At 32.7% G+C, this 24,940-nt stretch carries 22 protein-coding genes, 2 pseudogenes and 1 other annotated feature; of the genes and pseudogenes, 15 read left to right on the plus strand and 9 right to left on the minus strand.

Annotation, left to right across the window (positions count from 1 at the left end; all coding sequences use genetic code 11):
- Nucleotides 1-91: 91 nt before the first annotated feature.
- Nucleotides 92-289 (minus strand): annotated as a pseudogene (locus MKY06_RS09070) (MerR family transcriptional regulator); the annotation flags it as partial.
- A 1,093-nt stretch (nt 290-1,382) separates the two neighbouring features.
- Here MKY06_RS09070 and MKY06_RS09075 point away from each other — a divergent pair.
- Complete coding sequence (locus MKY06_RS09075; protein ID WP_025601731.1) at nt 1,383-1,583, plus strand: cold-shock protein; 201 nt, start codon at nt 1,383-1,385, stop codon at nt 1,581-1,583.
- Between the two features lie 238 nt (nt 1,584-1,821).
- Here the strand turns inward: MKY06_RS09075 and MKY06_RS09080 are convergent, their stop codons facing one another.
- Nucleotides 1,822-2,025, minus strand: a complete 204-nt coding sequence (locus MKY06_RS09080) for a cold-shock protein (protein ID WP_025601730.1) — start codon at nt 2,023-2,025, stop codon at nt 1,822-1,824.
- A 637-nt stretch (nt 2,026-2,662) separates the two neighbouring features.
- Here MKY06_RS09080 and MKY06_RS09085 point away from each other — a divergent pair.
- The 3 genes from MKY06_RS09085 to MKY06_RS09090 all read left to right on the plus strand — a co-directional run bounded on the left by MKY06_RS09085 (nt 2,663) and on the right by MKY06_RS09090 (nt 4,215).
- Complete coding sequence (locus tag MKY06_RS09085) at nt 2,663-3,517, plus strand: hypothetical protein (protein ID WP_025601729.1); 855 nt, start codon at nt 2,663-2,665, stop codon at nt 3,515-3,517.
- A gap of 303 nt (nt 3,518-3,820) precedes the next feature.
- Nucleotides 3,821-4,000 (plus strand): hypothetical protein, encoded by a 180-nt coding sequence (locus MKY06_RS30715; RefSeq protein ID WP_013056500.1) that lies wholly within the window; start codon nt 3,821-3,823, stop codon nt 3,998-4,000.
- 26 nt (nt 4,001-4,026) lie between these two features.
- Nucleotides 4,027-4,215, plus strand: a complete 189-nt coding sequence (locus MKY06_RS09090) for a hypothetical protein (RefSeq protein ID WP_013056501.1) — start codon at nt 4,027-4,029, stop codon at nt 4,213-4,215.
- A gap of 821 nt (nt 4,216-5,036) precedes the next feature.
- On the opposite strand, the gene MKY06_RS09095 is transcribed toward MKY06_RS09090, so the two are convergent.
- Nucleotides 5,037-5,402, minus strand: coding sequence for a darcynin family protein (locus MKY06_RS09095; protein WP_029324491.1), 366 nt, complete (start codon nt 5,400-5,402; stop codon nt 5,037-5,039).
- Between the two features lie 143 nt (nt 5,403-5,545).
- Complete coding sequence (locus MKY06_RS09100) at nt 5,546-6,271, minus strand: hypothetical protein (protein WP_013056505.1); 726 nt, start codon at nt 6,269-6,271, stop codon at nt 5,546-5,548.
- A gap of 185 nt (nt 6,272-6,456) precedes the next feature.
- On the opposite strand from MKY06_RS09100, the gene MKY06_RS09105 reads away from it, so the two are divergent.
- Nucleotides 6,457-6,900: a hypothetical protein gene (locus tag MKY06_RS09105; protein ID WP_013056506.1), complete on the plus strand. Its 444-nt coding sequence runs from the start codon at nt 6,457-6,459 to the stop codon at nt 6,898-6,900.
- 317 nt (nt 6,901-7,217) lie between these two features.
- Here the strand turns inward: MKY06_RS09105 and MKY06_RS09110 are convergent, their stop codons facing one another.
- On the minus strand, nt 7,218-8,594 hold the full coding sequence (locus MKY06_RS09110; RefSeq protein ID WP_025601725.1) for an amino acid permease: 1,377 nt from the start codon (nt 8,592-8,594) through the stop codon (nt 7,218-7,220).
- A 43-nt stretch (nt 8,595-8,637) separates the two neighbouring features.
- Nucleotides 8,638-8,852, minus strand: a binding site (T-box leader).
- A 741-nt stretch (nt 8,853-9,593) separates the two neighbouring features.
- On the opposite strand from MKY06_RS09110, the gene MKY06_RS09115 reads away from it, so the two are divergent.
- A complete protein-coding gene (locus MKY06_RS09115; protein WP_141528257.1) occupies nt 9,594-9,722 on the plus strand; it encodes a GrpB family protein in 129 nt (42 codons plus the stop codon).
- A 653-nt stretch (nt 9,723-10,375) separates the two neighbouring features.
- Nucleotides 10,376-10,507 (plus strand): aspartyl-phosphate phosphatase Spo0E family protein, encoded by a 132-nt coding sequence (locus tag MKY06_RS09120; RefSeq protein ID WP_218007435.1) that lies wholly within the window; start codon nt 10,376-10,378, stop codon nt 10,505-10,507.
- Between the two features lie 288 nt (nt 10,508-10,795).
- Here MKY06_RS09120 and MKY06_RS09125 read toward each other — a convergent pair whose 3' ends face one another.
- Nucleotides 10,796-11,839: a PocR ligand-binding domain-containing protein gene (locus MKY06_RS09125; protein WP_098278820.1), complete on the minus strand. Its 1,044-nt coding sequence runs from the start codon at nt 11,837-11,839 to the stop codon at nt 10,796-10,798.
- A gap of 306 nt (nt 11,840-12,145) precedes the next feature.
- Here MKY06_RS09125 and MKY06_RS09130 point away from each other — a divergent pair, with 306 nt between their 5' ends.
- Both MKY06_RS09130 and dhaK read left to right on the plus strand, forming a co-directional pair.
- Nucleotides 12,146-13,279: a glycerol dehydrogenase gene (locus MKY06_RS09130; RefSeq protein WP_013056510.1), complete on the plus strand. Its 1,134-nt coding sequence runs from the start codon at nt 12,146-12,148 to the stop codon at nt 13,277-13,279.
- Between the two features lies 1 nt (nt 13,280).
- Entirely contained in the window at nt 13,281-15,044 is a 1,764-nt protein-coding gene (dhaK, locus tag MKY06_RS09135) for a dihydroxyacetone kinase subunit DhaK (RefSeq protein WP_029324498.1), read from the plus strand.
- Between the two features lie 449 nt (nt 15,045-15,493).
- On the opposite strand, the gene MKY06_RS09140 is transcribed toward dhaK, so the two are convergent.
- Both MKY06_RS09140 and MKY06_RS09145 read right to left on the minus strand, forming a co-directional pair.
- The gene (locus MKY06_RS09140; protein ID WP_098278821.1) at nt 15,494-15,874 is read right to left on the minus strand and encodes a hypothetical protein; all 381 of its coding nucleotides are present in this window, start codon (nt 15,872-15,874) and stop codon (nt 15,494-15,496) included.
- A gap of 113 nt (nt 15,875-15,987) precedes the next feature.
- On the minus strand, nt 15,988-16,752 hold the full coding sequence (locus tag MKY06_RS09145) for a COG4705 family protein (RefSeq protein ID WP_223268917.1): 765 nt from the start codon (nt 16,750-16,752) through the stop codon (nt 15,988-15,990).
- A gap of 432 nt (nt 16,753-17,184) precedes the next feature.
- Here MKY06_RS09145 and mreC point away from each other — a divergent pair, with 432 nt between their 5' ends.
- The 5 genes from mreC to MKY06_RS09170 all read left to right on the plus strand — a co-directional run bounded on the left by mreC (nt 17,185) and on the right by MKY06_RS09170 (nt 22,066).
- On the plus strand, nt 17,185-17,976 hold the full coding sequence (gene mreC / locus MKY06_RS09150) for a rod shape-determining protein MreC (protein WP_029324503.1): 792 nt from the start codon (nt 17,185-17,187) through the stop codon (nt 17,974-17,976).
- Nucleotides 17,977-18,143: 167 nt separating this feature from the next.
- A complete protein-coding gene (locus MKY06_RS09155; RefSeq protein ID WP_029324505.1) occupies nt 18,144-18,839 on the plus strand; it encodes a response regulator transcription factor in 696 nt (231 codons plus the stop codon).
- A 322-nt stretch (nt 18,840-19,161) separates the two neighbouring features.
- Complete coding sequence (locus tag MKY06_RS09160) at nt 19,162-19,842, plus strand: response regulator transcription factor (protein WP_029324506.1); 681 nt, start codon at nt 19,162-19,164, stop codon at nt 19,840-19,842.
- Complete coding sequence (locus tag MKY06_RS09165; RefSeq protein WP_098278822.1) at nt 19,839-21,257, plus strand: HAMP domain-containing sensor histidine kinase; 1,419 nt, start codon at nt 19,839-19,841, stop codon at nt 21,255-21,257. Before MKY06_RS09160 ends, MKY06_RS09165 begins: the two co-directional genes overlap by 4 nt.
- Nucleotides 21,258-21,397: 140 nt before the next feature.
- Complete coding sequence (locus tag MKY06_RS09170) at nt 21,398-22,066, plus strand: phosphatase PAP2 family protein (RefSeq protein WP_098278823.1); 669 nt, start codon at nt 21,398-21,400, stop codon at nt 22,064-22,066.
- Nucleotides 22,067-22,258: 192 nt separating this feature from the next.
- On the opposite strand, the gene MKY06_RS09175 is transcribed toward MKY06_RS09170, so the two are convergent.
- Entirely contained in the window at nt 22,259-23,461 is a 1,203-nt protein-coding gene (locus MKY06_RS09175; RefSeq protein WP_057274772.1) for a COG4705 family protein, read from the minus strand.
- A gap of 948 nt (nt 23,462-24,409) precedes the next feature.
- Between MKY06_RS09175 and MKY06_RS09180 the strand changes: the two are divergent.
- Nucleotides 24,410-24,691 (plus strand): annotated as a pseudogene (locus tag MKY06_RS09180) (citrate transporter); the annotation flags it as partial.
- Between the last annotated feature and the right edge of the window lie 249 nt (nt 24,692-24,940).

Genomic DNA, 24,940 nt, shown 5'->3' on the forward strand with positions numbered 1-24,940 from the left:
AAATGAAAATAATCCATTAAATATTGAAGATACGGATTGAGTAAACATGAACAAAGACTGAAAGAACAAATCAAATTTACCTATTTTAAAATAAATCCTTACGCAATTCTCGTGTTCGAACCCCATCTTCAATTTTTTCTGCGATGTCCATTAACCTTTCAATGTCGGAAAAGGAATACATTCGGGTACCTGAAGAGTTTCGTTTCGGGAAAATAAGCTCTCGCTCTTCATAATAACGAACTTGCCTTTCTGATAAACCTGTCATTTCAGTAACGATTTTTATAGTCATAACTTTCTCATCTAAATATGGATGATTTTTAGTCAAGAATATCCTCTCCTATTTCCATGCTTTATCAGTATATATGTTAGTAACTTTTGGATTGTATATAGAAATGAAGTTTATTAAATATAGCACGTTATAAATACTTCTTGATGAAAGGCGTTTGTAGTTCTTGAGAGTGACATTAGGTTAACTAATTTCAAAAAGCAAGTGTTTCAAAATCAATAATAAGAAGAAAATAAGAGCTTCTAAATTGCTCAAATTTATGTCGAACCATTTATTATATGTAAAACCAAAGTTCATTCCCTCAGAGAGCGTTTCTCTGTATATTTGAAATATATTTTAATTTGATTACTAATGAAATATGTGGATACGGTGCAACCTATATCATTCTAGTCATTTTCATTCCGATAAATAAAAAGACTTGCTTTAGATAGAAAGCAAGTTGAAAGAAGGATAATCACTTTGGTAATTCCATTATAATCCAATGATTATATTGAATCATTAAAATATGGTTAAAAATAAATTAAAAGTAAATTAATTCATAAAAAAGTATTAATTAACCTTTTATTTGAGTTTCGTTAAAGCAATTTTATTAATTCCAATAAATTTTTTAACTTTATTCCTTTAGTGTTTGAATAAAGTATAGAATTAGGAGTCCGAAAAAGTATACTTTTTCGGATGGGATAGCTGTTTTTTAAGTCATTTTTTCACAATCCCAAAAAGTGTACTTTTTGAGACTATCTATATTGGACAACCTTAACCATAAATTAACTATACATAGTTAAGGGGATTCTGGTGCATAAGTGTTGAAATGTTGTACTGATAAGCTACCAGAAGAAGATATTCTTTATTTCGCGGGTCATTGTCCACTCGTTGCAATTCTGAGCGTTTCTCATAATACTGTTTTTTGTGAAGGAATGGAAAAAAGCAATTATTTGCTATGAATATCTCTATGTGTTACACTATACTTAACTTATTTTTGTTCGGTATAAGATTGAGAGAAGAAAAAACCTTAAACAGAAGTTTTTATCTTGAAATAGTATGGTTGGGCAAGAGAGGTAATACATTTGTGGAGTATTCCACAGCAGGAGGCAATATTATGACACAAGGTACAGTAAAATGGTTTAATGCAGACAAAGGTTTCGGTTTCATTGAAATCGAAGGCGGAGACGATGTATTCGTTCATTTCAGTGCTATTCAAGGTGAAGGTTTCAAATCATTAGAAGAAGGTCAAAAAGTTACTTTTGATGTCGAGCAAGGTCAACGTGGAGCACAAGCTGCTAACGTTCACAAAGCATAATTAAAAGTGATAACAAAAAGGACTCCTTATGAAGGAGTCCTTTTTTATGGTCTTATAATTAGAAAACCATGATTTATCTACTATTAGTTCAATAGAAAACCCAGGCTTTAAAAAAAGCCTGGGTTTTAGACAAGACGATCGATACAAGGTACAACTAGTTATAACATACAATAGAAATAGAAAGCAAATGCAAATGAATTAACTATATTTTCAATTAAATTAAATAATTTGGTACAAATTATCTTCGATGGGGATTAAGGGGGATTTTATTAATAAGCCGTTCTCCAGCTTCCATGTGATTTCCACACAAAGGGCATTTTTGGTGGTTGTCGTAAGAGAAATCTTTTCTCATCCAGCCCTTACAATCTTCTACTATACATTCCCAAACCTCTGTTTGTTCTTGAGCTAAAGGTTCTTGATTTCTTTTGCCGTAATAATACATACTAACATCACTACTCCTCATATTATATTATAGCTTATAAAGGAGTAATAATCATTTATATGAATTGGTGTTTTTTTACCACTTTATTTTCATTGAACAATGCGCGGAATTTGTGATATGAGAATTTCTAAACACTTGGTAATAATATTCATATCTTCTTCTTTTGCTTTTTACTTGTAACACTTACTGTAGTAGTACATCCCTAAACTAAGCCTCCAACGTAATGAGGGTTAGTTTAAAGATTAGTTTAATGGTGGAATCATTTTGCTTATCACCGGTAATCAAGTTGTTATTTATAGGGACTTTCCAGAAGTTTCGTGACTTGTTGGAGACTTTTATTTCGAGTTATTATAAATAACAAAACTCCATTTTACCTCAAATTAAAATATATTGTCAATGAAAAATTTGTAATATTTTCAAAAAATGTTATAATAGTTTTACAATTGTTTTTTCGATCGTATTCCAAATTCCGCTGTGTTTTTTTCAGATAGAATTATGGATACATTTTTTCAATACTTTTTTAAACTAAAAAAACTCAAACAGTTGTGTGAGCTTTAAAGGTAAGTTAGTTGAATAAAATTATTAATTTACTATCTAATAGTAACCGAGTTTTTATTCTACAAGGAGGTCTAGAATAATGAATTTAATCAATAAGAAAGTTACACACAAGCTTTTTGGGATAGGTAGTATAGTTAAATATAATGATTCTAGTATTGAAATACATTTCGCATCGGAAAATAAAAAGTTTGTTTTCCCCGATGTATTTGGAAAGCATCTAAAACTGCATGATAAAAGTGTTGCTCATTCACTCGAAAAAATTATAGAAAAAAAGGAAATGGAACACAACGAGGAAGAGCGGAAGAAGGAAGAGGAAAAAAAACTACAACGAAAAAACCAAGAACTTCGCTGGGGACTTGAAAAACTTATGAAAAATCATAAACTTCATTCTGAATCACAAATGGTTTTTTGGTGTGACACAGAAGAACAGAATAGTTCTCTTTTAGAGTGGAAGGTTTTTTCAGGCGTAATAAAAAGCGGTAATAACAAGGGGAAGCCAACCAAACCCATCCGTTTGCACCAAAATAGTGCTGTCTTGTTAACAGCAATAGATTCCAGTATGCCTGAAAAAGACAGACGTATCTTAGGCGTCTATATGGTGAATGAAGATTTTATTGGTAAGCTTTGTGAAGATGGATATATTCCTGCTCATTCAAAATACAGACTCCAACTTACAGAACAGGAATCGGATCAGATGCCTTTCTGGAAATATTATGTAAATGAAAGGTCATCCCAAAAAATGACATGGAATACAGGTAAATACCGTTATTTTGATAATTTATGGATGGCTCAAATTTTGCTTGATATAGCTGAGTTGAAAAGTGACCCAAAGGAAAGAGAGCTGGCACAACAATTTTTTGAACATTTTTGTAAAATGAATCTGATAACAGCTGAGGAGTTACCAAAGCCTAATGGTGCATTAATGCGTATGTAAATGTTAGCCCAAAGATAGTAGGAATGACTAGGGACTGACACATTTTTCCCACCCATCATTAATAGCGAGCATTCCTTGGCTCTGTTCGCTAATAAAAAGGCAAGAGCAGAACGTAGGAGAGGTAGAAAAGCGACAGTAGGTCATAAAAAAATCTATAGAAAATAATCCTTTACTATTTTATAACTATATACTTTTTGAGCCTATATACCAGAATGAGGAAAATCTATACGGGTTGATGTAAGCTTTTCTCAGCTCTATTATAAGAATAATACGATAATCTTATTATTTTTAATAGGAGAGAAGATGAAGGATATAAGCGTGAAAATATTTAGTAATGGAAAAACAGTAACTATAAGAGTATCGAATGAATTAGTAACAATCTTAAAAAGTCATTATGTAAAAAACATAAAAAGATACTCTTATACGGTTACTAAATATTCAAGTGTTTTTTTCTTTGAAGAAGAATTAATGAAACAAAAATAATAAGTAGATAATGAGGAGATACACCTATGCTTAAATTTAAAGTTATTTTCGAATTTATAAATGGCAGGACAAAGGAATTAAAATTCGAAGCCACATCAAAGAAAGAAGTCATTAGTCATATAACAAAATATGAAAGATTCATTTCGAATGAAAAAGAGCTAGTGCACATCAATTTAAATAATGTGGTACAGTTTATGATTACAGAAGAAAAATAATAATAAAAACTAGGCATCTATTAATTGAGGTGCTTTTTATTTTAATAAATAGACTGATTTAGATTTAAATGACATTTCTGAGAGTAGTAATAAAATTGAGCGGTTAATTAAAGCTCTTCTTAGCTCTTCACTAGATAAAGAGAAAGTTATAGAACAATTAATTGAAATAGAGTTAGAACTTGACCATATTAATTGGCACTATAAAAGCTTACAGGACAAGCAAACGGCAATGTTATTAACATTTACGGCTACCTTCAAAACAAGAATTCTGTAGCCTATTTATAAATAGCTAATGCACCTCACAATATTTATTATGTTAGGTGAAAGTTTATTTAAACTAAGAGATTCAATGAGAAAATATATAGCTTTAGATATACCTATAAACAATGTTAAGAAAGTTATGATAGTTCAATTTAGAGATGAAGTAACTATTTTAATTTTCATGATGACATAGAATCGTTTGATTTAAATGAGAACAAATGGATTGATAGTGAAGAAAAATGGTCTAACTAAAATAGTAACTACATTGTACATGTGGGAAGAAGCCACTAAGATAGCGTGGCTTCTTTTTCATAGTCATAAATAGCATTATATACATGTTAGTTAACTAAAAGGTATAAAGGATACAATCTATAATTTACTTTTTATATTTAAATTCAACCCCATTGATGTTTGTTCAGGATGAGTTAATAATTGAATGACAATAGATTGTTGTGAGAGGTAGAAATGATAGGTATGCTATCGTAATAACCCCAAAATATTGTGCAGCCTTTTTTAAATGTAAGATCTATTTCGTCTTCATCTTTTGCTACACTAAGATTTTATTTGTGTTCAGAACCCATTTCTAAGACTTCTTCCTCGAATTTTTGATAGGCATTCTGTACGCCCATCATCACTTTTTTCATTTTAAAGTAACCATTTGAATAGGCATATGTATCACGAATTTCTTCCCACATAAAATGATACATTTTTAAATCTGATGTTCCACAAAAGATGAAATCCGTATAAGTACCGTCTCCAAAGGCATCAGCGTCAAAGAACTTCACTTTAACGTTCTCGCTGTATTTTTCGATTATTGAATATAAATCCTCTGCAAGCTCTCTTCTTTTTTCACGAGGTAATGCTAACCAAGTTGGATAAAATTCTAATAAAATTATAATGCCATGATTTAAGGTGTTTTTTGTCATTGTATTGTCTCCTGTGGTTTCATTATATATAACACTCATTTCTAGTTACCATAATCATGAATGTTCTAATTTTATAAATGATCAGAATGAGGTATAGCTGCATACATTTGTAGTTGTCTTTTTGACACTTAAACTTAATCATTCTAATGGCCATGAAATAATGAAAGGGAATATTGATAAACATAAATAATTACGAATCCTAGCGAAATTAGTAGCCATACATGCAATTTCCTGAAGTGCTTGATGGTATTTCCAATTATTTCATGAAAGATAACAAAAGACAGTGTACCGATTGCTGCACCAGTCGATAAAGCTTGTAGTTTAAGTGAGGAAACTTGTACACTTTCACCAATAAATAAACTGCCTCCTAAGGACAGCGATAGAAGGGCTATAATTAGCAAAAAGAAGGTGTTCGGTATTTTTGCTATAGAGAGGACTGTCATAATTGCCATCCCCTCTGGGACCTGATGTAAAAGGGTAGCTGCGAATACAGAAGCTGATTGGTGCATATCTGTTATTCCAAAGGTAATACCTGTGATGACATTATGAAAAAAGATAGCAACCGTTAATAAGATAAGTGCCTGTAAGGGTGAAATTTCGCTGTTTTGTTTATGCAAAAAGAGATCAATGCATAGCATGATGATATATCCGACTACAATTCCTAATAAAACGCCTCTTAAATCATATAGATGCCAAGTAGACGGAAGGATATCAAAGAACAATAAGCCCAATAAGATTCCACCGCATATAGCATACATAAATTGGATTCTTCCCCTTGCCAGATGGTTTACTAATTTGAGAATTCCTCCTCCTACTAATAAACCCAGTAAAGAACCTAAAGTAAATAAGATATTCATTTCTATATGCATAATTGCTACTTCCTTTCGGCTATATGGTTTTTTACAACTAACCTATTCAAAGGAAAGGCAATCATACCTATGTTTTATAAATGGTTAAAAAAATAAAAGTACATGATATTAACTTAGGAGTAATTTTTAGGTAAATCACTAATAAAAAAGGACATACTAACGTTATCTAAAAAAGAGGTGTTACTATGGAATCTCCTTTTGAAATGATAACCAATGTGGACAAGGTCGAAAATGCTTATTATATAGAAGTGAAACCAGGTGAGTACAATGCAAAGTATTGGAATAAAGAATCGGTCTATTTTGCTGATGAAGCTTTTGCTTATTTCTACACCACGATTTGCAAGTATGTGCCACAGTATCAACCTACCCAAGTGACAGAAATCAAAGCAGAAACATGGCTGAGGATCAGTAATCAGCTGCAAGAACTCGCGTATTTTTTGAGCACTAATCCGCCTATGATTAAACTAAAGAAATGGATTGATTTTAGCAAAGTAGAGGAAACGTACAAACAGTTTGATCATCACAAAAACAAGTACATTCGTGAGTTAATTAACATGATTAACGAATTTACAGTGTGGATAACAAAGGTATGTCAAACACAATCGTACATCACCATTTTGGGCACTTAATGGAAATCGATGTTGCTTATTTTAATCTACAAGCTATGCAGAAAATGAAAGAATTGTTCAAAATGAATATGGCATATTACGCTAAAGGAATAAACTACACTCACAGCGAAAACAACTATAAGGAGATGCAAAGAGTATCTTGCACTTAACAGACCTTGAAACCTTAGAGGCTTGGAATGAAGAGCAAAAATCCCAAAAACAAATCGTGAGTTAAATCACTAAAAATGCTCTCAGATGAAGCAAGTGATTCTATAAATCAAAAAAAGATACTTTACAAAGTATCTTTTTTTGATTTAAGTTTTTGAAGAATGTAAAATCTAATTGGTATCATTCGGTACTTCAAGAGAAGTAGGTTTGGTGTTCCTTTTGAAAAATGAAAGAATTACCATTATAAGAACGAATGCTACACAAACTATAGAGCTTAACCTATTAGCACTGTCTATGAGAAAGACTATGAAGCTAATAATTAATGTACATGCGGCAAAAAGCGTTAAATAAGGGAAGCCCCAAAGTTTAAAATATGGTTTTTCTTTATATTGAGGACGTAGCTTTAGCTGAGCTAAGCAAATACTAATCCATATAAGAGAAACTGTAAATCCAGGAATAGCTAATAAATAAGAAAAAGCTTTTTCAGGATATAAGTATACGAGGTACGTTCCCAATAATAAAAATAGGACACTGAAAGCTAAACTGTAAACAGGTACGCCTTGTTTATTTACATAGGACAAACTTTTAGGAGCATCTCCCGACTGAGATAAAGAATGAAGCATCCTTGTACAGCCATAAATACCTGAATTGGCTGCTGAAAGGACAGCTGTTAATAAAATAAAGTTCATAACATGAGAAGCCCCTTGAAGCCCGGCTGTTTCAAATACTTGGACAAAAGGGCTAGCATTTGCATCAATTTTATCCCATGGTATCAAGCCACAGATAATAAAAATAGGCAAAGTATAAAACAGAACTACTCTCCACATAACGCCTTTAACTACCCCTGGCAATACCTTTTCAGCATCTTTCGTTTCTGTAATAGTTAAACCAATGAGTTCTGATCCTCCATACGAGAAAATGACTACAAGTAATGTAGAGAAAACGGCTTTCCAGCCATTTGGCATAAAATCACTATAATTATGAAGATAATGAGAAGATGAATTATTGCTTGGCATAATTCCAAATAGTATCGCTATACCTAATAAAATAAAAGCAATAATAACAAAGATTTTAATACCAGCAAACCAAAACTCAATTTCTCCAAAAGACTTTACGCTTGTAGCATTAATTAAAATAAGTACAATTGAACAAATAAGACAAAGAATCCATAAGGGGATAGAAGAAAACCAATATTGCAGAAAACTACCTGCAGCGATGACTTCAATAACGCATACAGTAAGCCACATAAAGCAATAAGTAGCTCCCGTTACAAAAGAAAAACGTCTTCCAAAAGCTTTTTGAATTAGATCTTTCATATTGTGGGATGGGTATACAATAGCCATTTCAGCCAAAGCTCCCATTACAATAAGAAGCAATAGTCCAGCAAATAGATACGAAAAGATAACCGAAGGTCCTGCTAATCCAATTGTATCAGCACTCCCTTTGAAAATCCCTGTCCCAATCATTCCTCCAATAGCAATCATTCGAATGTGTCGCGGTAATAATTGCTTTTTTAACGTATTCTTTGATGCAGTATTTTCTTTCATGATGCCCTCCTTTTAACATAAAAAAGTCCCTGCTGAATAATTCAGCAGGGACGAAAATTTCGCGGTACCACCCTATATTGTAAAAACATCTTACCTCTTAATTAGCATAACGGTTTTATCCGTCCTCTCTAAAACACCATTAGAAGAGGAAGCTCTAGGAGTGAATTTCATCTCTAACCTTTGTACTGACTTCCACCAATTACCAGCTCTCTATAACAGGGAGATTAGGATTACTTAAGATCCTATCTTAGCTTTTGTTTATTAAATTAAAGTGTATGTAATGTATATCATATTAGTTAGTTTGAAATTAAATGTCAATATGTTTTTTATCTACTTACAGCTATAAGAAGAGTTATTAGATTTTACATAAAGATAACAATTATCACTATTTAGTAGTTAATCATTCCTTTTCCAATCATTTGTACTGTGATTGAATTGTACGCTTTTCTATAATAGAAAACCTACTGTGCAAACAAGAGTACAGTAGGTTTTCAAATCAGAATAAAAATGGTGAGAATATATCTCAGTATTGTATTTTATCCTAAAGAATATAACAAGGCAAGAGTTATTATCCTTTTAGGAACTTTTCTTTTACAACATTTGAATTACAACTATACAAAAACCTTTAATAATAGGAATTTTAAAGGTTTGTTACTTCTTATAATTTATCTTATGTAAACTTGCAAAAGAAATAAGCTCTTTTTTATTTGATATTTTGATTGGAGTTGCAGCCAGAAGACTGAGCAGCCCTCTTCCTTTCTGTCATGTTAATTACACCTGTTCGCTATGTATTTTTATCAAACCATACTTGTATCATACAGTTGGCAAGGACTCATGAATTTTTCACATAGAAAAAAGCACCCTCATCGTTAATGGCATTGGAGAATAAGGGTACTTTATAGGAAGGCACATATTATAATTTAGGAGATACTAAGATTTTTGAATTAATTTAATCATTTATTATATTGTCCATGTAATAAATGATTAAGGGGGAGAAAAATGAACATTACAGTAGTTGAACATGATCCAAATTGGAAGTATGAATATCTAAATGAAGAATACCTAATTCAGGGTGTTTTTTTAAATCAACGTATTTTTAAAAAAACTGTGATTTTATTAAAGCTATAAGCTTGATTATTAACAAACTGTTGAGTCACTTATTTTGTTAGGACATCTAATAAAATTAGGAAACGAAGAAGACTTTACTTCCTTGCCCCGTATACTTTTACCTTATTGTAAAATGTCTCTTTCTTCATGCCTACCTCTGATTTAAAAGAAAAATAGGCGCTATCATAGAGCTTATTATTGCTGTTATACTGTTTAACTTTAGTACGTTTAAAACAAATAAGTGATTGATAGCAAATTAAATCTTACATATCATCTATGTAAAAAGGACAAACAAGTCATCATGTTTGTCCTTTTTTGTCATTCTGGTGGTAGGGTAAATATTCAATTTCTAATTTAAAAATTGAATATCTCTATGTTAATTATAAAAAAGTCCTCATAAATTGAGGACTTTTCTTAACTATGAAATTAGGAATGGAAATTTTATTTGCATCTACAAAATGTATTATAACACGCATTCGATATAAAAAATGAGCTATTCAAATCCTAAAAAGGGGATTCCGAGCTTTTAATTGGATTTTACAGGAAAAAACATTGTTGGAAAGCCAAAATATAGTTAGTGTTAAATAAAAAAGTAGCAACTTAGAGCAATAGGTGATTAGGTAAGTGCAAGTATATATAAAGAACAATTTTTAATAAAAGCTTTACTTGTAGATATAGAGGCAGGAAGAGAACTTATGATTCAAGTTGTTTTAGAGGAAGGATTCACCAGTGAAAATACCATTGTAATTAACCAATCCATTGATCAATTGCTAAACCAATTAAAAGAGGCCTCTACGGCTGATTAGTTCTTATTTTTTATGAAAAAAATATAAGACACCTCGATATTGGCAATCAAGGTGTCTTTTTGTATGGGTTCATTCATGTGTGATATGCTCCCAATGAAGTGGATGGAGTAAATAAAAAATTTGTTTATTTAATATGCTGCTTGTTTATTTCTTATTTTACTCAGATAAAAATCAATCGTGTTTCCACTTAAAGAGATTTTGCTTTTACATACTGAGAGTATCCCTTTTTAGAGTAATAGTATCAGTATGGAAAAGTTATATATATTTCTTACATCAGGACTGAAAATTCTACAGCTTTTCTTGATAATATTTCCGATAGACGTTAGGAGTTATATTTTCATATTTTTTAAATGTCTTGATGTAATACCCGGGGTCGTTAAAACCTAATTCATCGCTAATCTGTGCAATAGACAAATCCGTTTTTTCTAATAATTGTTTGGACCACTCTATTTTTTTGAGAGAAATAAAAACAGAAAAATTCATACCCGTTTCTTTGGTAAATATACGGCTGAAATAACCTGTACTAATGTGACATAAATCGGCCATCTTTTGTTGAGATATTTTTTCTCTTTTATGTTTATAAATGTAGTCAAAGGCTGGCTGTAATACTTTGTTTTTACAAACTAAGTGATCGTTAATAGACGTTTTTACGTAAGCATTAGTAACTGTGTTGGCTAATTCCTTTTTTATATTTTGAATATTATCTAGAGAATAACCGTAAGAAATGTCTTCAGTAGAAAGGTCCTCTTTTACTGGAGCCATCTTTTCATATACTTCTAAAATTAAGTTTTTATTCATAGCTTCCTCTACAATGTAGTTACAAAGCCTATATAACATTTGAGCAGCGTCGTTAATTTCTGTATAGGATAGAGTAGGAATAGAATTATATAGACTCTGTATTTCCTCATTATTATTTAAATTCTGTTCAAATCCCTTTGATGGAACAGTAAGCATTTGTTCCAAGGGAGGATGTTTGTCACCATCCTTAATTTTCACTTCTCCCGCCATGATGGCACCTACATATTTATCATCAATTATAATGGGAATGGCAATATCGACAATATTCCAGTGGCATAAATAGATATAAGGAGCATTGGTTCTGACTGCCTCTAGTCCTCCCCGCGCATCGCACTTTTCACAAAGTTTTGCTGTATTAGGATTTTTACGCATAGTCTCACAAAATGGACGTACGCTACTGTGTTGAGAAATGGGCACTCCTTTATAGTTAACCGTGACAATCGCTAATTTTGTAACAAGAGCAAGCGAATCTTGAAGATTTCGCCACTTTTTTAAATCTAGTATTTTATCTAAATTCATGTAAGTAGTTTTCAATGATGTTTTTATCTCCCTTACTTACCTTGTGGTAGTTTAAATCAACTATTTGAGAATACTTTTTCTTTATTCTTTAGTTCATGAAATAAAAGAGTTCTTAGCGATAAAGGTCATCTCTGCTCAACATGAACTTGGTAATATTTTTACCTGAAATAATGTCATAATAATACCATATTAAATGAAGAGAGCAAAAAAATACGATAAAAGGTTGTAAAAACTCGTCATTTAAGACTAATGTAATCTTGGACAAAAGATAGTAAAATTCCAATTGTAAGGGATTACAAAGTCAATTAGGAGGTTTTACTTATGAGGAAAGCATTTATTAGTCCTTCAAAATACATTCAAGGTGAAAATGAAATTTTAAACCTAGGTTATTTCGTGAAAACATTTGGTACTTCTGCACTTTTAATAGCACATCCTGAAGATATTAAACGTGTACAAGACAAATTAGATGCAACAGCAGAAAAATATGGTATTACATTTTTTGAAGGCGGATTCAATGGCGAATGTTCAAGACCAGAAATTTCTAGATTGCAGGAAATAGCAAAAGAAAACAACTGTGATTGTACAATTGGTTTAGGTGGCGGTAAGGCAATTGATACAGCAAAATGTGTGGCAGAGGGAGAGGGATTAATTATCGTCCCAACAATCGCTGCTACAGATGCACCTACAAGTCATTCCGCAGTTATATATACACCAGAGGGTGCTTTCGATGATTACGCATACTTTAAGCAAAGCCCAAGTGTTGTATTGATTGATACAACAGTGATTGCTAATGCACCTACTAGATTCTTAGTATCTGGTATGGGAGATGCATTATCCACTTATTTCGAAGCAAGAGCAACAGCACGTTCTTTCTCTAATGTAAATGCTGGATTACCTTGTGGAGTGCGTGAGGACTTATGTGCACCAGCAAAAGGTACAAATGCAGCGTTAGTTTTAGCAAAACATTGCTACAACACTCTATTAGAGGACGGGGTTAAAGCAAAAGCTGCAAGCGATCATAATGTTGTTACTCCAGCCTTAGAAAATATTATTGAAGCCAATATCTTATTATCAGGATTAGGGTTTGAAAGTGGTGGATTAGCTGGCGCACATGCAATTCATGATGGACTTACTCTTTTAGAAAGTGCGCACCACTACTTCCACGGTGAAAAAGTAGCTTTTGGTACATTAGCACAATTGGTATTGGAAAATGCCCCAACTGAGGAAATAGAAGAAGTGTTAGATTTCTGTTTAGCAGTAGGACTTCCAGTTTGTCTTGCTGATATTGGAGTAGAACAAATCACACAAGAAGAGTTAATGGAAGTAGCTAATAAAGCTTGTATTCCAGAGGAATCTATTTATTCTATGCCATTCCCTATTACTCCAGAGTCAGTAGCTGCAGCTATCATCGCAGCAGATCAAATTGGAAATGATTATAAGAAGAGGTTAATATAAGATGAAAAAAATTATTAATAAACCAGAAGATGTCGTACTTGAAATGTGTAAAGGAATGGTTCTAGCACATACTGAACTGAATTTAATTGAAAAATATAAAGTCATTAAAAAAGAGCAAATTAATAAAAACAAAGTAAGTATAATTAGTGGGGGCGGTAGTGGACATGAACCTGCTCACGCTGGATATGTTGGCAAGGGCATGTTAGATGCAGCAGTTTGTGGTGATGTATTTGCCTCACCTTCTCAAATACAGATTTATCAAGCCATTAAAGAAACAGCAAGCGATAAGGGAACTTTACTAGTTATTAAGAACTACAGTGGTGACATGATGAATTTCAAGAATGCTGCTTATCTGGCAGAAGAAGATGGAATTCAAGTGGATTATGTAAAAGTAGATGATGATATTGCTGTACAGGACAGTTTATATACAGTTGGAAGACGTGGAGTAGCTGGTACTGTTCTTGTCCATAAAATAGCAGGTGCTGCAGCAGAACGCGGATATGATCTACCAAAAGTGAAAGAGGCAGCAGAAAACGCTATTGCGAATGTTAAAAGCATTGGTATTGGGCTAACTTCTTGTACAGTTCCTGCTAAAGGAACTCCTACGTTTGAGATTGCAGAAGATGAGATGGAATTTGGGGTTGGCATTCACGGAGAACCTGGTATCCGTCGCGAAAAAATTATTTCAGCAGACGAACTTGCAGAGCGCATGGTAACGGCATTATTAAAAGAAATAGGGATAGAAGATGGAAAAGGAGAAGTGGCTGTCCTAATTAATGGATTTGGAAGCACACCTCTTCAAGAACTATATTTATTAAATCATTCTGTCATTCGTGAATTGTCACGTAGAAAAGTAACGATTGCAAGAACGTTTGTCGGAAACTATATGACAGCCATTGATATGGCCGGTGCTTCTATTTCAATTATGAAATTAGATGAAAACTTAAAGAGTCTCTTATCTGAAGAGTGCGATACTCCTGCGCTAAGAATCAAAGGTGAAGTACCAGCTGTCACTTATGATGAAATCATCGGTACCGTGGAGGCCCCGAAAGTGTCCTATGAGGTGCAAACCAACAAAGAATATTCCGTAGTAACGGAAAATCGATTGACGTTGAATAATATTATTTTTATGGTTGACCAAATGAGTGAATGTATTATTAGAAATGAAATACCATTCTGTGAATTAGATTCCCATGCTGGTGATGGGGACTTTGGAATGAGTGTTGCTAAAGGATTCAAACAGTTGAAATCTGAATGGCACGAAATTCTAGAAAATAAATCAAATGATATTGGCAACTTTTTAGAGGCGTGTTCTATCGTTATCATGGAGCACTGTGGTGGAGCATCAGGACCTATTTGGGGATCAGCGTTTCGTGCGGCTGGAAAGAACACCGAATCTAAAACCGAACTCACTTTAGCAGAATTTGCTGAAATGGTTCAAGCGTCTGTAAAAGGAATTCAAGCAACAGGAGAACGTTCTTTTGGACGTGGAGCTGTTGTGGGAGATAAAACTTTAATCGATGCCTTAGTACCTTATGCAGATACGTTAACATCAAGTGCTGCTGAAGGTGAAAGCTTGAAACATGCTCTTGTCAAAGCAGCAGAAGCTGCTGTTGAAGGAGCAAAATCAACTGAACAGATTGTTGCACGTATGGGACGTGCTGGTACGGTTGGAGAAAGAAGTCTTGGTTATCCGGACGCAGGTGCACATGGCTTAGGCGTAATTTTTACTGAAGTAGCTCAAGTAATGCGAGAAAATAAGTAAAATTTGGTATTATCCCCTCTAAATATAGTGTGAAAAAACTACTCTTTGAGAGTGAGGGTTACACTATACGTGGAGGGGAATTTTTTATGGGTCACTAAGGACAATCTCTTACAATCTCGTTTAAGCTATAAGTGGTAAAAATGTACAATAACCAATGGTATTTCAAAGATAAAAAAGAAAAACAAAAAGTGAACGATCCCTTGATTATCAAGGGATCGTTTTTCACATGTTTTCTGGAAAGAGTGATTATGTTAACTAACTTTGTATATGATATTCAAGTTTCCCAACTCAATTTTGATATATAATTAAAATAGAATAAACCTGTGATTTAGTCTATTTAGATGGCAAAATATAAAGGTTATAAAGGAAAATATAGAGATGAATGTAAATAACAAATGGTTTTTAGCTAAGTATGAGCCAGCATCCAAAGTAGGGGCTTATAAGTGGGACTACAAGTTTGATAATAGTGCAATCCAATAGAACTTCCATTTGCTAAAGAATTGGTACACCAACGTAAGTATAACTGGGATAACCGCAAAATCAACGGAATTAAACCGATGGGTAAACACTAGGAATTGATGAGGGTAGCTCCATACATCAAAGAACTTTCCCAGTTCATCCACAATACCTACTAATACAAAGCTAATGAAAAATACTAAGAGAATAAATACCATTCGTTGTCGGTCAACTAGCAGATAAAAAATGAATAGAAAGAGCGCATTTAAAATCACAATTAGCCACCATTGGGCACTAAATAAATCGTGATGAAGCCAGTAATAGTATTGTTTATCATTGACATGCTGGGTAAGAACTTCTAACTGATTAACCATAAACACCACCTCCGTACGAGTATGTGCGAAAAAGGGGGTGTTCATGCAATCAGTCACTTCATTAGATTTTTCCTTTTTATGAATTTTATAATGTATTAAATAAAAAAGAAAATCTACAGCGCTTGTTCTGAACTTACGTTATTTTGTTTAAATGTTGTATAAATCATAAAGGCAATAAGAATGGAGGCTAGGACTAGAGAAGATCCTGTCGTACCTAAGTCCAAACCACCTTTTTCATGTGGCTTTGTCAAAAGATCTCCAAATGTTGCTCCGAAAGGGCGAGTTAAAACAAATGCTACCCAGAATAAAAATACACGAGAAATCTTTGTATAGAAGGTACATATAACGATGAATGCTAGTAAGCTGCCGATTAAAATAGCTCCACCTATGTACCCAAGGCCAGACGTATCAGACAAAAAATCCCCTAAAGCTGTACCTAATGTGTTTGAGAAAAGAATGGCAATCCAATAAAGTACTTCAGCCTTGCGATTTCTAATATAATTGATATTTAATGAACGCTCGCTAAAATACCAATATGCAAATATCGACAACAATATAGTGATTAATATCATCGAGCCTTTTGCGTAACCTAATGCCAGTGTACGGTCCATAAAATCAGACATTGTTGTGCCAGCTACGCTAGTTGACAGAATAACAGTCCAATAAAGGGCCGGAATATATCTCCTAGAGCTCAGTTGAGCTACAAGTGTAATTAAAAATATGCTAAAAAAGATTAGCGTACTAACTGCGTATCCAACTCCCAGTGTTTGTGCTAATAAGTCACCTGCGGTTTCACCTAGTGTCGTAGCAGAAATCTTCATAATCCAAAAAACAAGGGTAATTTGTGCAATTTTATTCATTGGCGAAGATGCTTGCATTTTTAATTTTTCTCTCCTTCTTGTGCTAACTGTTTATTCTCTTAAATAAACGGCACACATACCTAAAGTTTTTCTAAAAAATTCTTTAAAAGCCTTATCATTGCAATTCAAACTGTACAGTCTTTTTATAAAATGAAAATGAAAAGTAAATAAGAATTTAATGAGATTTCTATAAAAAACTTTTCATTGAATTCTCATTTTAATTTCATTTTAATTTCATTACACAGTATTAAATTTAAATCATATGAGCCAATTTTTTTTACCATAACGTTATGCCTTCAGCTTCTGAAACCAGAAAATAAGTACAATTCATTGAAAGAAGGAGAACGTCAAACAGCTATTAAGAGTTCAAAGATGATAATACTTAAGAAGTTTTTAAGAAACAGCTAATAATATTATAAATAGCATGACTATTGGTAGGAAGGTGCCATTTTGATACGTTTTCAAAGAAAGAAGAGAAGACATAGATATATTTTGATAGGAGGGATTCTTGCTATAGGAGGATTCATTGTTGTTGGGAGCTTGTACAAAGATAGCTTACCTTTTCTAGACAAGGTTTCTTGGAGTGAACCTCAACAAGTGAGTCAATTATTTTCCACTTACCGGGAAAACGTTACCTTAAAGAATAAACTAGCCACTGAAAATCAGGATGAAGCAAATGTTTATAAGTTGGAATATGAAAATAAAGCATTTAAAAAAATTCTAAAAACAGAAGCTAAGGTGAAAGCCTATAATCCTGTAACAGCTACCGTAATTGGTCGCTCAACGAACAATTGGAACAATGAAATAACAATTGATAAGGGAAAGAATCAGGGATTAAAAATAGATATGAATGTGCTAGGTACAAATGGAGTCATTGGGAAGGTATCTAAAGTTTTCTCGTCAACCTCTATAGTAGAACTAATTAGCTCAAACCTTAGGACAAATCGCATGGCGGTAATGTTAAAGGATAAGAAAAACGTAAATGGAACATTAGAAGGCTATGATGATAAAAAGGGTAATTTAATTATTAGAAAAATTCCTAGTGAGGCTGAGGTTAATGTAGGAGATAAAGTTCAAACCTCTCCTATCAGTTCAATTTTTCAAGGGAAATTAGCTTTAGGAAAAGTAATTAAAGTAAAACCCGATGAATATGGACTAACACAATTGGCCATTGTAAAACCCTCATCCAACTTTAATGATATTAGTGAAGTAATTGTTATTAAAGCAAAGAACAATGGGTAGGGAATTTGATATCACATCTTAATAGCAGTCTTTTATCTTATGTTTTTATGTTCAGCACTTAAAATTTCCTATCTTTCAATGAGGTGTTGGTTTGTGGTAGCCATATACTTCTCTTCGTTATGGGAACAACGATATGTAAAAATCTCGAGTTTGAAAAGAGGGGTTCGATGAAAGAAAGCATTCTAATTGTGGAAGATGAAGTAGAAATAGGAAACATATTAAAAATGGAACTTGAACATGAAGGTTACCAAGTGAAAATAAAAAACAATGGAAGAGATGGTCTCGAAACAGCCTTATCAGATTTGTTTGATTTAATTCTACTTGACATTATGCTGCCGAAAATGAGTGGTATAGAGGTCTTGCGTAAATTAAGAAAGAGAGAAAATTACGTGCCTATTATTCTTTTAACAGCCCGTAATTCAACTCTAGACAAGGTAATGGGATTAGATCATGGAGCAAATGATTATATAACTAAGCCATTTAAAACTGAAGAATTGCTAGCTAGGATACGTTCTTTACTAAGTTATAAGCATCTTGTTATTAGAGATAAGACAGAAAATGACTCATTATTATTAATTAAAGATGTAGTTATAAATACCGAATCAAGAGAAGTAACTAGAGCTGGGCAAAAAATCTGCTTAACACCTAAGGAGTATAATTTATTGGTTTATTTAGTCCTTCATAAAAATAAAACGGTTACGCGTGAAGGTATCTTACTGAATGTATGGGGATATGAATACGATGGCGACACAAATGTACTTGATGTTTATATAAGTTATTTGAGAAAGAAAGTTGAAGAAGGATTTAGTACCTCACTCATTGAGACTGTTCGAGGTATAGGATACACCATTAAAGAAAGTTAAATTTTAATAGTAAGAATATGCACAGTTCACCATGACGTTTGACATCGAAGGTTCTAAGGGGAATCTCGAGAGTAGCTTTATATGATTGATTAAAGAAGATTAAGAAATAATTTCATTTATTCTTAATCTCTTTTTTATTGAAATTTAATTTTCACTTGATAAATTGAAGAAAAGGTTTGAAGGAAGAAGAGGAATTATAGAAAAACTCAGTTCATCTTTTTTATTATTATCTTTCAAAATCAGGGTACATAGCATCAGCATTCATTAATGATAGAAAAAGTTTCTATGTTTTTTTATTTTTAGACAAAGGAGAGTATCTTATATGCAAAAGGTACTAATTATAGAGGATGAAGAAGGATTAGTAGAATTTTTAGAACTAGAACTAAAATATGAAGGATATTTAGTTGACGTAGCTTATGATGGGCGCGCTGGTTTAGATAAAGCAACCAAGCAGAATTACGATATTATATTACTTGATTTAATGATGCCTGGATTAAATGGAATTGAAGTATGTAGAAGACTAAGAACAACTAAGGATACTCCTGTTATTATGCTCACAGCTAAGGATAGTGTCATGGATAGGGTAATGGGGCTTGATAATGGGGCCGATGATTATTTATCGAAACCATTTGCAATTGAAGAGTTATTTGCAAGGATGCGAGTCATTTTTAGACGTCAAGAAAACAACAAGATGTTGAATCAGAAGCTACTATTAACATTTAAAGATATTGAACTTGATTTGGAATCAAGAACAATGATAAAAGAAAAAAAGCCTATTGAACTCACGAACAAAGAATTTGAACTTCTAGCCATTTTTATGCGTAACATTAATAAAGTATTGACGAGAGATATACTGTTAGAACAAGTGTGGGGGTACGATTCAGTTGTTGAAACGAATGTTGTAGATGTATATGTCAGATATTTAAGAAATAAATTAAGTGCAGAGGACAAAGAGTTATATATTCAAACTATTAGAGGGGTTGGGTACGTGATGCGTGAATGAGAAAAGAGATAACATATATAAAAGATTTACCTATAAGATGGAAGATAACTTTATGGTCTTCCATGTTTTTATTTTTTCTTTTTCTCTCTTATAACCTCTTTCAATATATTGTGATTGATAACGGTATTTTAAATTATGAGAAGCAAAATGGTATTCATCAATTAAAAGAAGTTCTAGCTTTTATTCAATCTGATGATGAACCTTTATCTTTAAACCAAATTGAAAACAGTGAAGGATACTTATCAAAAATTAATGAGAAGAATCAGCTGATTCGGATTCTTGATACGAAAGGAAACGTTATAACTAGTACCTCAAATAATGTTTCACCAAACTGGCAGCAACCGAAAACAGTGAAGCATCAAGAGTATAAAGTGATTCGAAAGAACGACGAACGTCTACTCGTTCTTCGTTCTCCTATCGTCACCGACAACTTCTCTGGAACGGTTGAAATTATTAGAAATATGGAGATGTCCGATGCCTTTATGGATAAGATTTTCTTACTAATGATTGCTGCAGGAGTAGGATCGCTTATCTTTAGTATTTTAGGTGGAACAATTCTAGCAAAGAAAATACTATCTAACATTCAAGCGTTAACATTGACGATGAAAAAAATAAAAACAAATGGCCTTGAAGAACGGGTTCCAGTTAATGAAAAAAACGATGAATTTGCTCAATTAGGTAGTTTATTTAATGAGTTGATGGATAGCCTCGAAGACTCCTTTTTACAGCAAAAACAGTTTGTAGAGGATGCTTCACATGAATTAAGGACTCCGTTAGCCATTATTCAAGGACATTTGATGTTGTTAAATCGCTGGGGCAAAAATGATGCTGCAATACTAGATAAATCCTTGAAATCCAGTCTGAAAGAAGTAGAGCGTTTAACGAATCTGGTGCAAGAATTATTAGAGTTATCCCGAGCTGAAAATAGTCTGATAAATCCTGTAGATGTTGAACCTATCAATGTATGGACGACTGTCCAACATGTTGTAAGGAATTTTGAAGTACTGTATAGCAACTATGAGTTTAAAATAAAACATTCACATGAAAATCTTTATGTGAATATTTCTTCTCGACATCTAGAACAAATATTGATCATTTTGTTAGATAATGCAGTCAAGTATTCTAAGAAGGAAGAGAAAGAGGTAGTTATAGACTGTTCTCTAATCAATGAAAAGGTATCCCTTAAAGTAATGGATAAAGGAATTGGAATTCCAGAAGAAGATATACCCTATATTTTAAATAGATTTTATCGAGTGGATAAGGCAAGGAGCAGAAAACAGGGAGGGTTGGGCTTAGGGCTGGCTATAGCCAAACGCTGGGTTGAACAGTACCACGGCACTATTAACATTGAAAGTAAAGAAGGCGAAGGAACAAATGTAACGATTGTATTGCCTCTGTTTAATAACTCTTTATAAATGTGCATATAAAACAAGCTCTTTATTTTTAATACTCCTAACTGCAAAAACAAAGAAACATTAAAATGTAAAAATAAAAAGACCTTATCACATTCCATCAAAAGTAGCTTGATAAAGGACAGAAATTAGAGGTGTCTAGTATGAAGTTGAAATTCCAATTTACAATGGCTTTTATGTTAAGCATATTCTCCCTTCTTTGTTTTAGTGGGATGGCTATTTTAATTAGTGGATCAAAAATTGAGGCATCCGATGATTCTATTATATCGTTTATTCAAGGATTCGAATCTCCTGGATTAACGGCTATTATGAAGGGTTTTACTTTCATTGGCTCTACACCATCCGTTGCAGTGATTTCTCTCTTTAGTTTATTTTTTCTTTATAAAGTATTAAAACATCGAACGGAGCTTATTTTATTTATAGCCATTATTGTAGGCTCTCCAATTCTTAATGAATTGCTAAAACTGCTTTTTCATCGTGCACGTCCTGATTTTCATCGATTAATCAAAATAAATGGTTATAGTTTTCCAAGTGGACATGCTATGAGTGCCTTTGCTGTTTACGGCGTTCTTTCATTCTTGCTCTGGCGTCATATTCCTACTCGCTGGGGACGTACACTTTTAATCGTTACTAGCATTATAATGATTCTGACAATAGGTATTAGTCGTATTTATTTAGGTGTGCATTATCCTAGCGACGTTATTGGAGGGTATTTTGCTAGTGGTTGCTGGCTTGCTATCGCCATTTGGTTTTATCAACGTTACCTGGAGAAACGTTTTGAACAAACAGAAGCTAAGCAAAGTAGAGAGTGAATACACAATGCACTTATATAAAGACATGAAAGCACAACAATAGCTATTAAGTGGGGGAAGAGAATGAAGCATTAAAAATCAAAAGTGTCTATTTTAGGTGAAATTCACATTTAAATCGGTTTTTGTATTTAAATGTGATAATAAAAACAGGTCTTTGAAATAAAAAAGGAATCGCAAATCGCGATTCCTTTTTTATTTATTAGCTGCGTTTAGGACACTTAGTGAATTATTAAGAGCTGATTTGCACTTATTATCATCAGGATTAGATGAACGAGCTGCTGCTAATACCACATCAATAGTTCCATCAATTTTAGTCCATTTAGAACCATCTACTTTTCTAAGTTTAGCTTCCGACGAGTCCCATTGATGTTCTAAATCGTCTGCTCCTTTTTTCGTTGAAGTAAAGTTTTTTGAATTCACATCCTTGAGCATGTCATTTTCAATTTTAATAAAATCCTTTAATTGCCCAGATAATGTAGCTTGTGAAGCAGTGGATTGTGATGCTATATCATTACTGCGCCAGATATAACCACCTATACTTAGAACTAAGAAAAGGCAAAGCACTACAATGGTTTGTGTCAAAATATTTTTCTTACTTGCACGTGTTTGGCGTGTATCCACTATTTCACTTTTTGAAGTTATATCAATTTTTGTAATAGCAAGAAAAACGATTATTGCTAAAATAGCTAAAAGAAAAATAACACTAGTAACAGTTGTTCCCAAACCTAATCCACCATTAACTTTTGTTTGTGATAGGTAATCTCCTAATGATGCTCCCAGTGGACGAGTAAGAATATAGGCAATCCAAAATGCTAAAATTCCATTAAGTTTCGATTTGTATGCCAAAAAGATACAGCCTATGATAATGATGACTGTTACTCCCGTTTTAAGATATCCAAAACCTAGTTGTTCAGAATATAAATCACCTACTGCTGTTCCAAGTGCAAATGTGAATAGAATAGTAAGCCAATAGAAAACTTCTCTTTTTCTTGTATAAATTGAATGTATAGAGAGTGTTTTTTCACTCAGGTACCAAAAAAGAAAAGTTAATCCAAGTAGAACGGAAAAGACAATTGTACTAACTTCAAGAGGTACTCCCATTGCATCTGTCAAATTATCAGTTACTAATGTTCCAAATACACTTATAAGCACAACCGTTGTCCAATAAATCCCTGGGACATATTTAGTTGCTTTAAACTGAAGATACAATAAAATAAAAAATGCTATTCCCATAATTATAGTAGTGAGAGTTAACCCAAATCCAAGGTTGAAATTTAGAAAATCAGCAAATGTTTCACCTACAGTTGTGCATAAAACTTTGATTATCCAGAAGAAAATTGTGACTTCTGGCACTTTGTTAAGTGAAATACCCAATTTATTTTGGTTCTCTTGCATACGCATTCCCCTTCTTTACAGTGGTTTCCCACAACTTTTTTTAAAGAACAAGCTGATTGTTCTATAGCATTGCCATACATTTTAGAATTCAAAAAACGAGTGCAATTTATATCAATTTACTCCATGAATTATTTACTATTATTTGTTTTTGTTGAAAGTAATTTTTGTTAAAAAACACCTCATATCCAATATGTTTTTAAAGTTAAGATAATTGTATGGGAATACTCTTAAGTATCTATGAAAAATAAATTAATAATTCATTAGAATAGTTAATATATTTTTTAATTTATACATACTACAACGAAGCTAATGAAAAAGACTAAGAGAATAAATACCATTCGTTGTCGGTCAACGAGCAGATAAAGAATAAATAGAAAGAGCACAATTAAAATTACAATTAGCCATCATTGAGCGCTAAGTAAATCGTAATGAAGCCAGTAATAGTATTGTTTATCATTGACATGCTGGGTAAGAACTTCTAACTGATTAACCATAAACACCACCTCCGTACAAGTATGTACGAAAAAGAAGGGGATCCATGATACTTTAAAATAAAATTTAATTATACTTAGATGGATCTTACTAAACTGATACCTTTTTAGTTCAATAAGGTATTTAATGTAGTTAAAAAAACCAACTTTTAGTGCTTATAAGTTTTATGATGAAATAAAGTGAATAAAACAATTTCTTAAAAGAGAAGTAAAACATAAATTGGTATAAGATATGAAGGGGGAATTTTCATTTGTCGTCAAATATTTTTAAGCAATAACACATTGACCTTCAAAAATTAGTTTTTTTCTTTTCTTAATAAATAAAAGAAACTAATTAATATCATTTCTCTTTAATCGATTAGTTATTAATGATGGAGTGATATCTTTTTCTTATCTAATTGAAGGCATATGAAAAATATCTAAAAGGAAATAGGGCTTAATCATGCATATTATTCTATTTACTTTCTTTATGTCTAATGATGCATATTACTTTGGAATTCTACCAATAATTGCAGAAGCTGCTAGTAATTATGGAGTGGATTCTGGGGAGATTGCTCGAGCTGCTCTTATGGGACCTGGCGTTCATCTATTAAGTCCACTCGTTGCCTCAACCTATCTATTAGTAGGGATGGCGAAAGTTGATTTCGGGGAATTCCAAAAATTCACTTTACCATGGGCTATTGGAACATCGATTATAATGATTCTTGTATCTATTGCAATGGGAGCTTTTTCTTTATAAGAGGAAATCCGATTAAATAAAAAGCCTTTGCTTTAATAGGTTAAGCAAAGGCTTTTGTGTTATGTCTGAACTTGAAGCTCATTTACAACCTATTTTTGATCATTTTTAATAAGACAATTTCAATAATTCAAAGAAAAGCCTTGACTTTATTCCTTTAGCGTTTTGAAACAGAATCAAACCTACCTGCCGTAGAAGTATACGTTTGTAGTTAACATAAAACGTATTATCGGCAATTATTGAAATACCTAT

This window comes from Priestia sp. FSL P4-0332 (assembly GCF_038005845.1).
Classification (GTDB): domain Bacteria; phylum Bacillota; class Bacilli; order Bacillales; family Bacillaceae_H; genus Priestia.

Bases quoted from the DNA above. Each gene is read 5' to 3' on its own strand.
- MKY06_RS09075 (WP_025601731.1), top strand. From the start codon at position 1,383: ATGACACAAGGTACAGTAAAATGGTTTAATGCAGACAAAGGTTTCGGT.
- MKY06_RS09080 (WP_025601730.1), bottom strand. From the start codon at position 2,025: ATGTATTATTACGGCAAAAGAAATCAAGAACCTTTAGCTCAAGAACAA.
- MKY06_RS09085 (WP_025601729.1), top strand. From the start codon at position 2,663: ATGAATTTAATCAATAAGAAAGTTACACACAAGCTTTTTGGGATAGGT.
- MKY06_RS30715 (WP_013056500.1), top strand. From the start codon at position 3,821: ATGAAGGATATAAGCGTGAAAATATTTAGTAATGGAAAAACAGTAACT.
- MKY06_RS09090 (WP_013056501.1), top strand. From the start codon at position 4,027: ATGCTTAAATTTAAAGTTATTTTCGAATTTATAAATGGCAGGACAAAG.
- MKY06_RS09095 (WP_029324491.1), bottom strand. From the start codon at position 5,402: ATGACAAAAAACACCTTAAATCATGGCATTATAATTTTATTAGAATTT.
- MKY06_RS09100 (WP_013056505.1), bottom strand. From the start codon at position 6,271: ATGCATATAGAAATGAATATCTTATTTACTTTAGGTTCTTTACTGGGT.
- MKY06_RS09105 (WP_013056506.1), top strand. From the start codon at position 6,457: ATGGAATCTCCTTTTGAAATGATAACCAATGTGGACAAGGTCGAAAAT.
- MKY06_RS09110 (WP_025601725.1), bottom strand. From the start codon at position 8,594: ATGAAAGAAAATACTGCATCAAAGAATACGTTAAAAAAGCAATTATTA.
- MKY06_RS09115 (WP_141528257.1), top strand. From the start codon at position 9,594: ATGAACATTACAGTAGTTGAACATGATCCAAATTGGAAGTATGAATAT.
- MKY06_RS09130 (WP_013056510.1), top strand. From the start codon at position 12,146: ATGAGGAAAGCATTTATTAGTCCTTCAAAATACATTCAAGGTGAAAAT.
- dhaK (WP_029324498.1), top strand. From the start codon at position 13,281: ATGAAAAAAATTATTAATAAACCAGAAGATGTCGTACTTGAAATGTGT.
- MKY06_RS09140 (WP_098278821.1), bottom strand. From the start codon at position 15,874: ATGGTTAATCAGTTAGAAGTTCTTACCCAGCATGTCAATGATAAACAA.
- MKY06_RS09145 (WP_223268917.1), bottom strand. From the start codon at position 16,752: ATGCAAGCATCTTCGCCAATGAATAAAATTGCACAAATTACCCTTGTT.
- MKY06_RS09155 (WP_029324505.1), top strand. From the start codon at position 18,144: ATGAAAGAAAGCATTCTAATTGTGGAAGATGAAGTAGAAATAGGAAAC.
- MKY06_RS09160 (WP_029324506.1), top strand. From the start codon at position 19,162: ATGCAAAAGGTACTAATTATAGAGGATGAAGAAGGATTAGTAGAATTT.
- MKY06_RS09165 (WP_098278822.1), top strand. From the start codon at position 19,839: ATGAGAAAAGAGATAACATATATAAAAGATTTACCTATAAGATGGAAG.
- MKY06_RS09170 (WP_098278823.1), top strand. From the start codon at position 21,398: ATGAAGTTGAAATTCCAATTTACAATGGCTTTTATGTTAAGCATATTC.
- MKY06_RS09175 (WP_057274772.1), bottom strand. From the start codon at position 23,461: ATGCAAGAGAACCAAAATAAATTGGGTATTTCACTTAACAAAGTGCCA.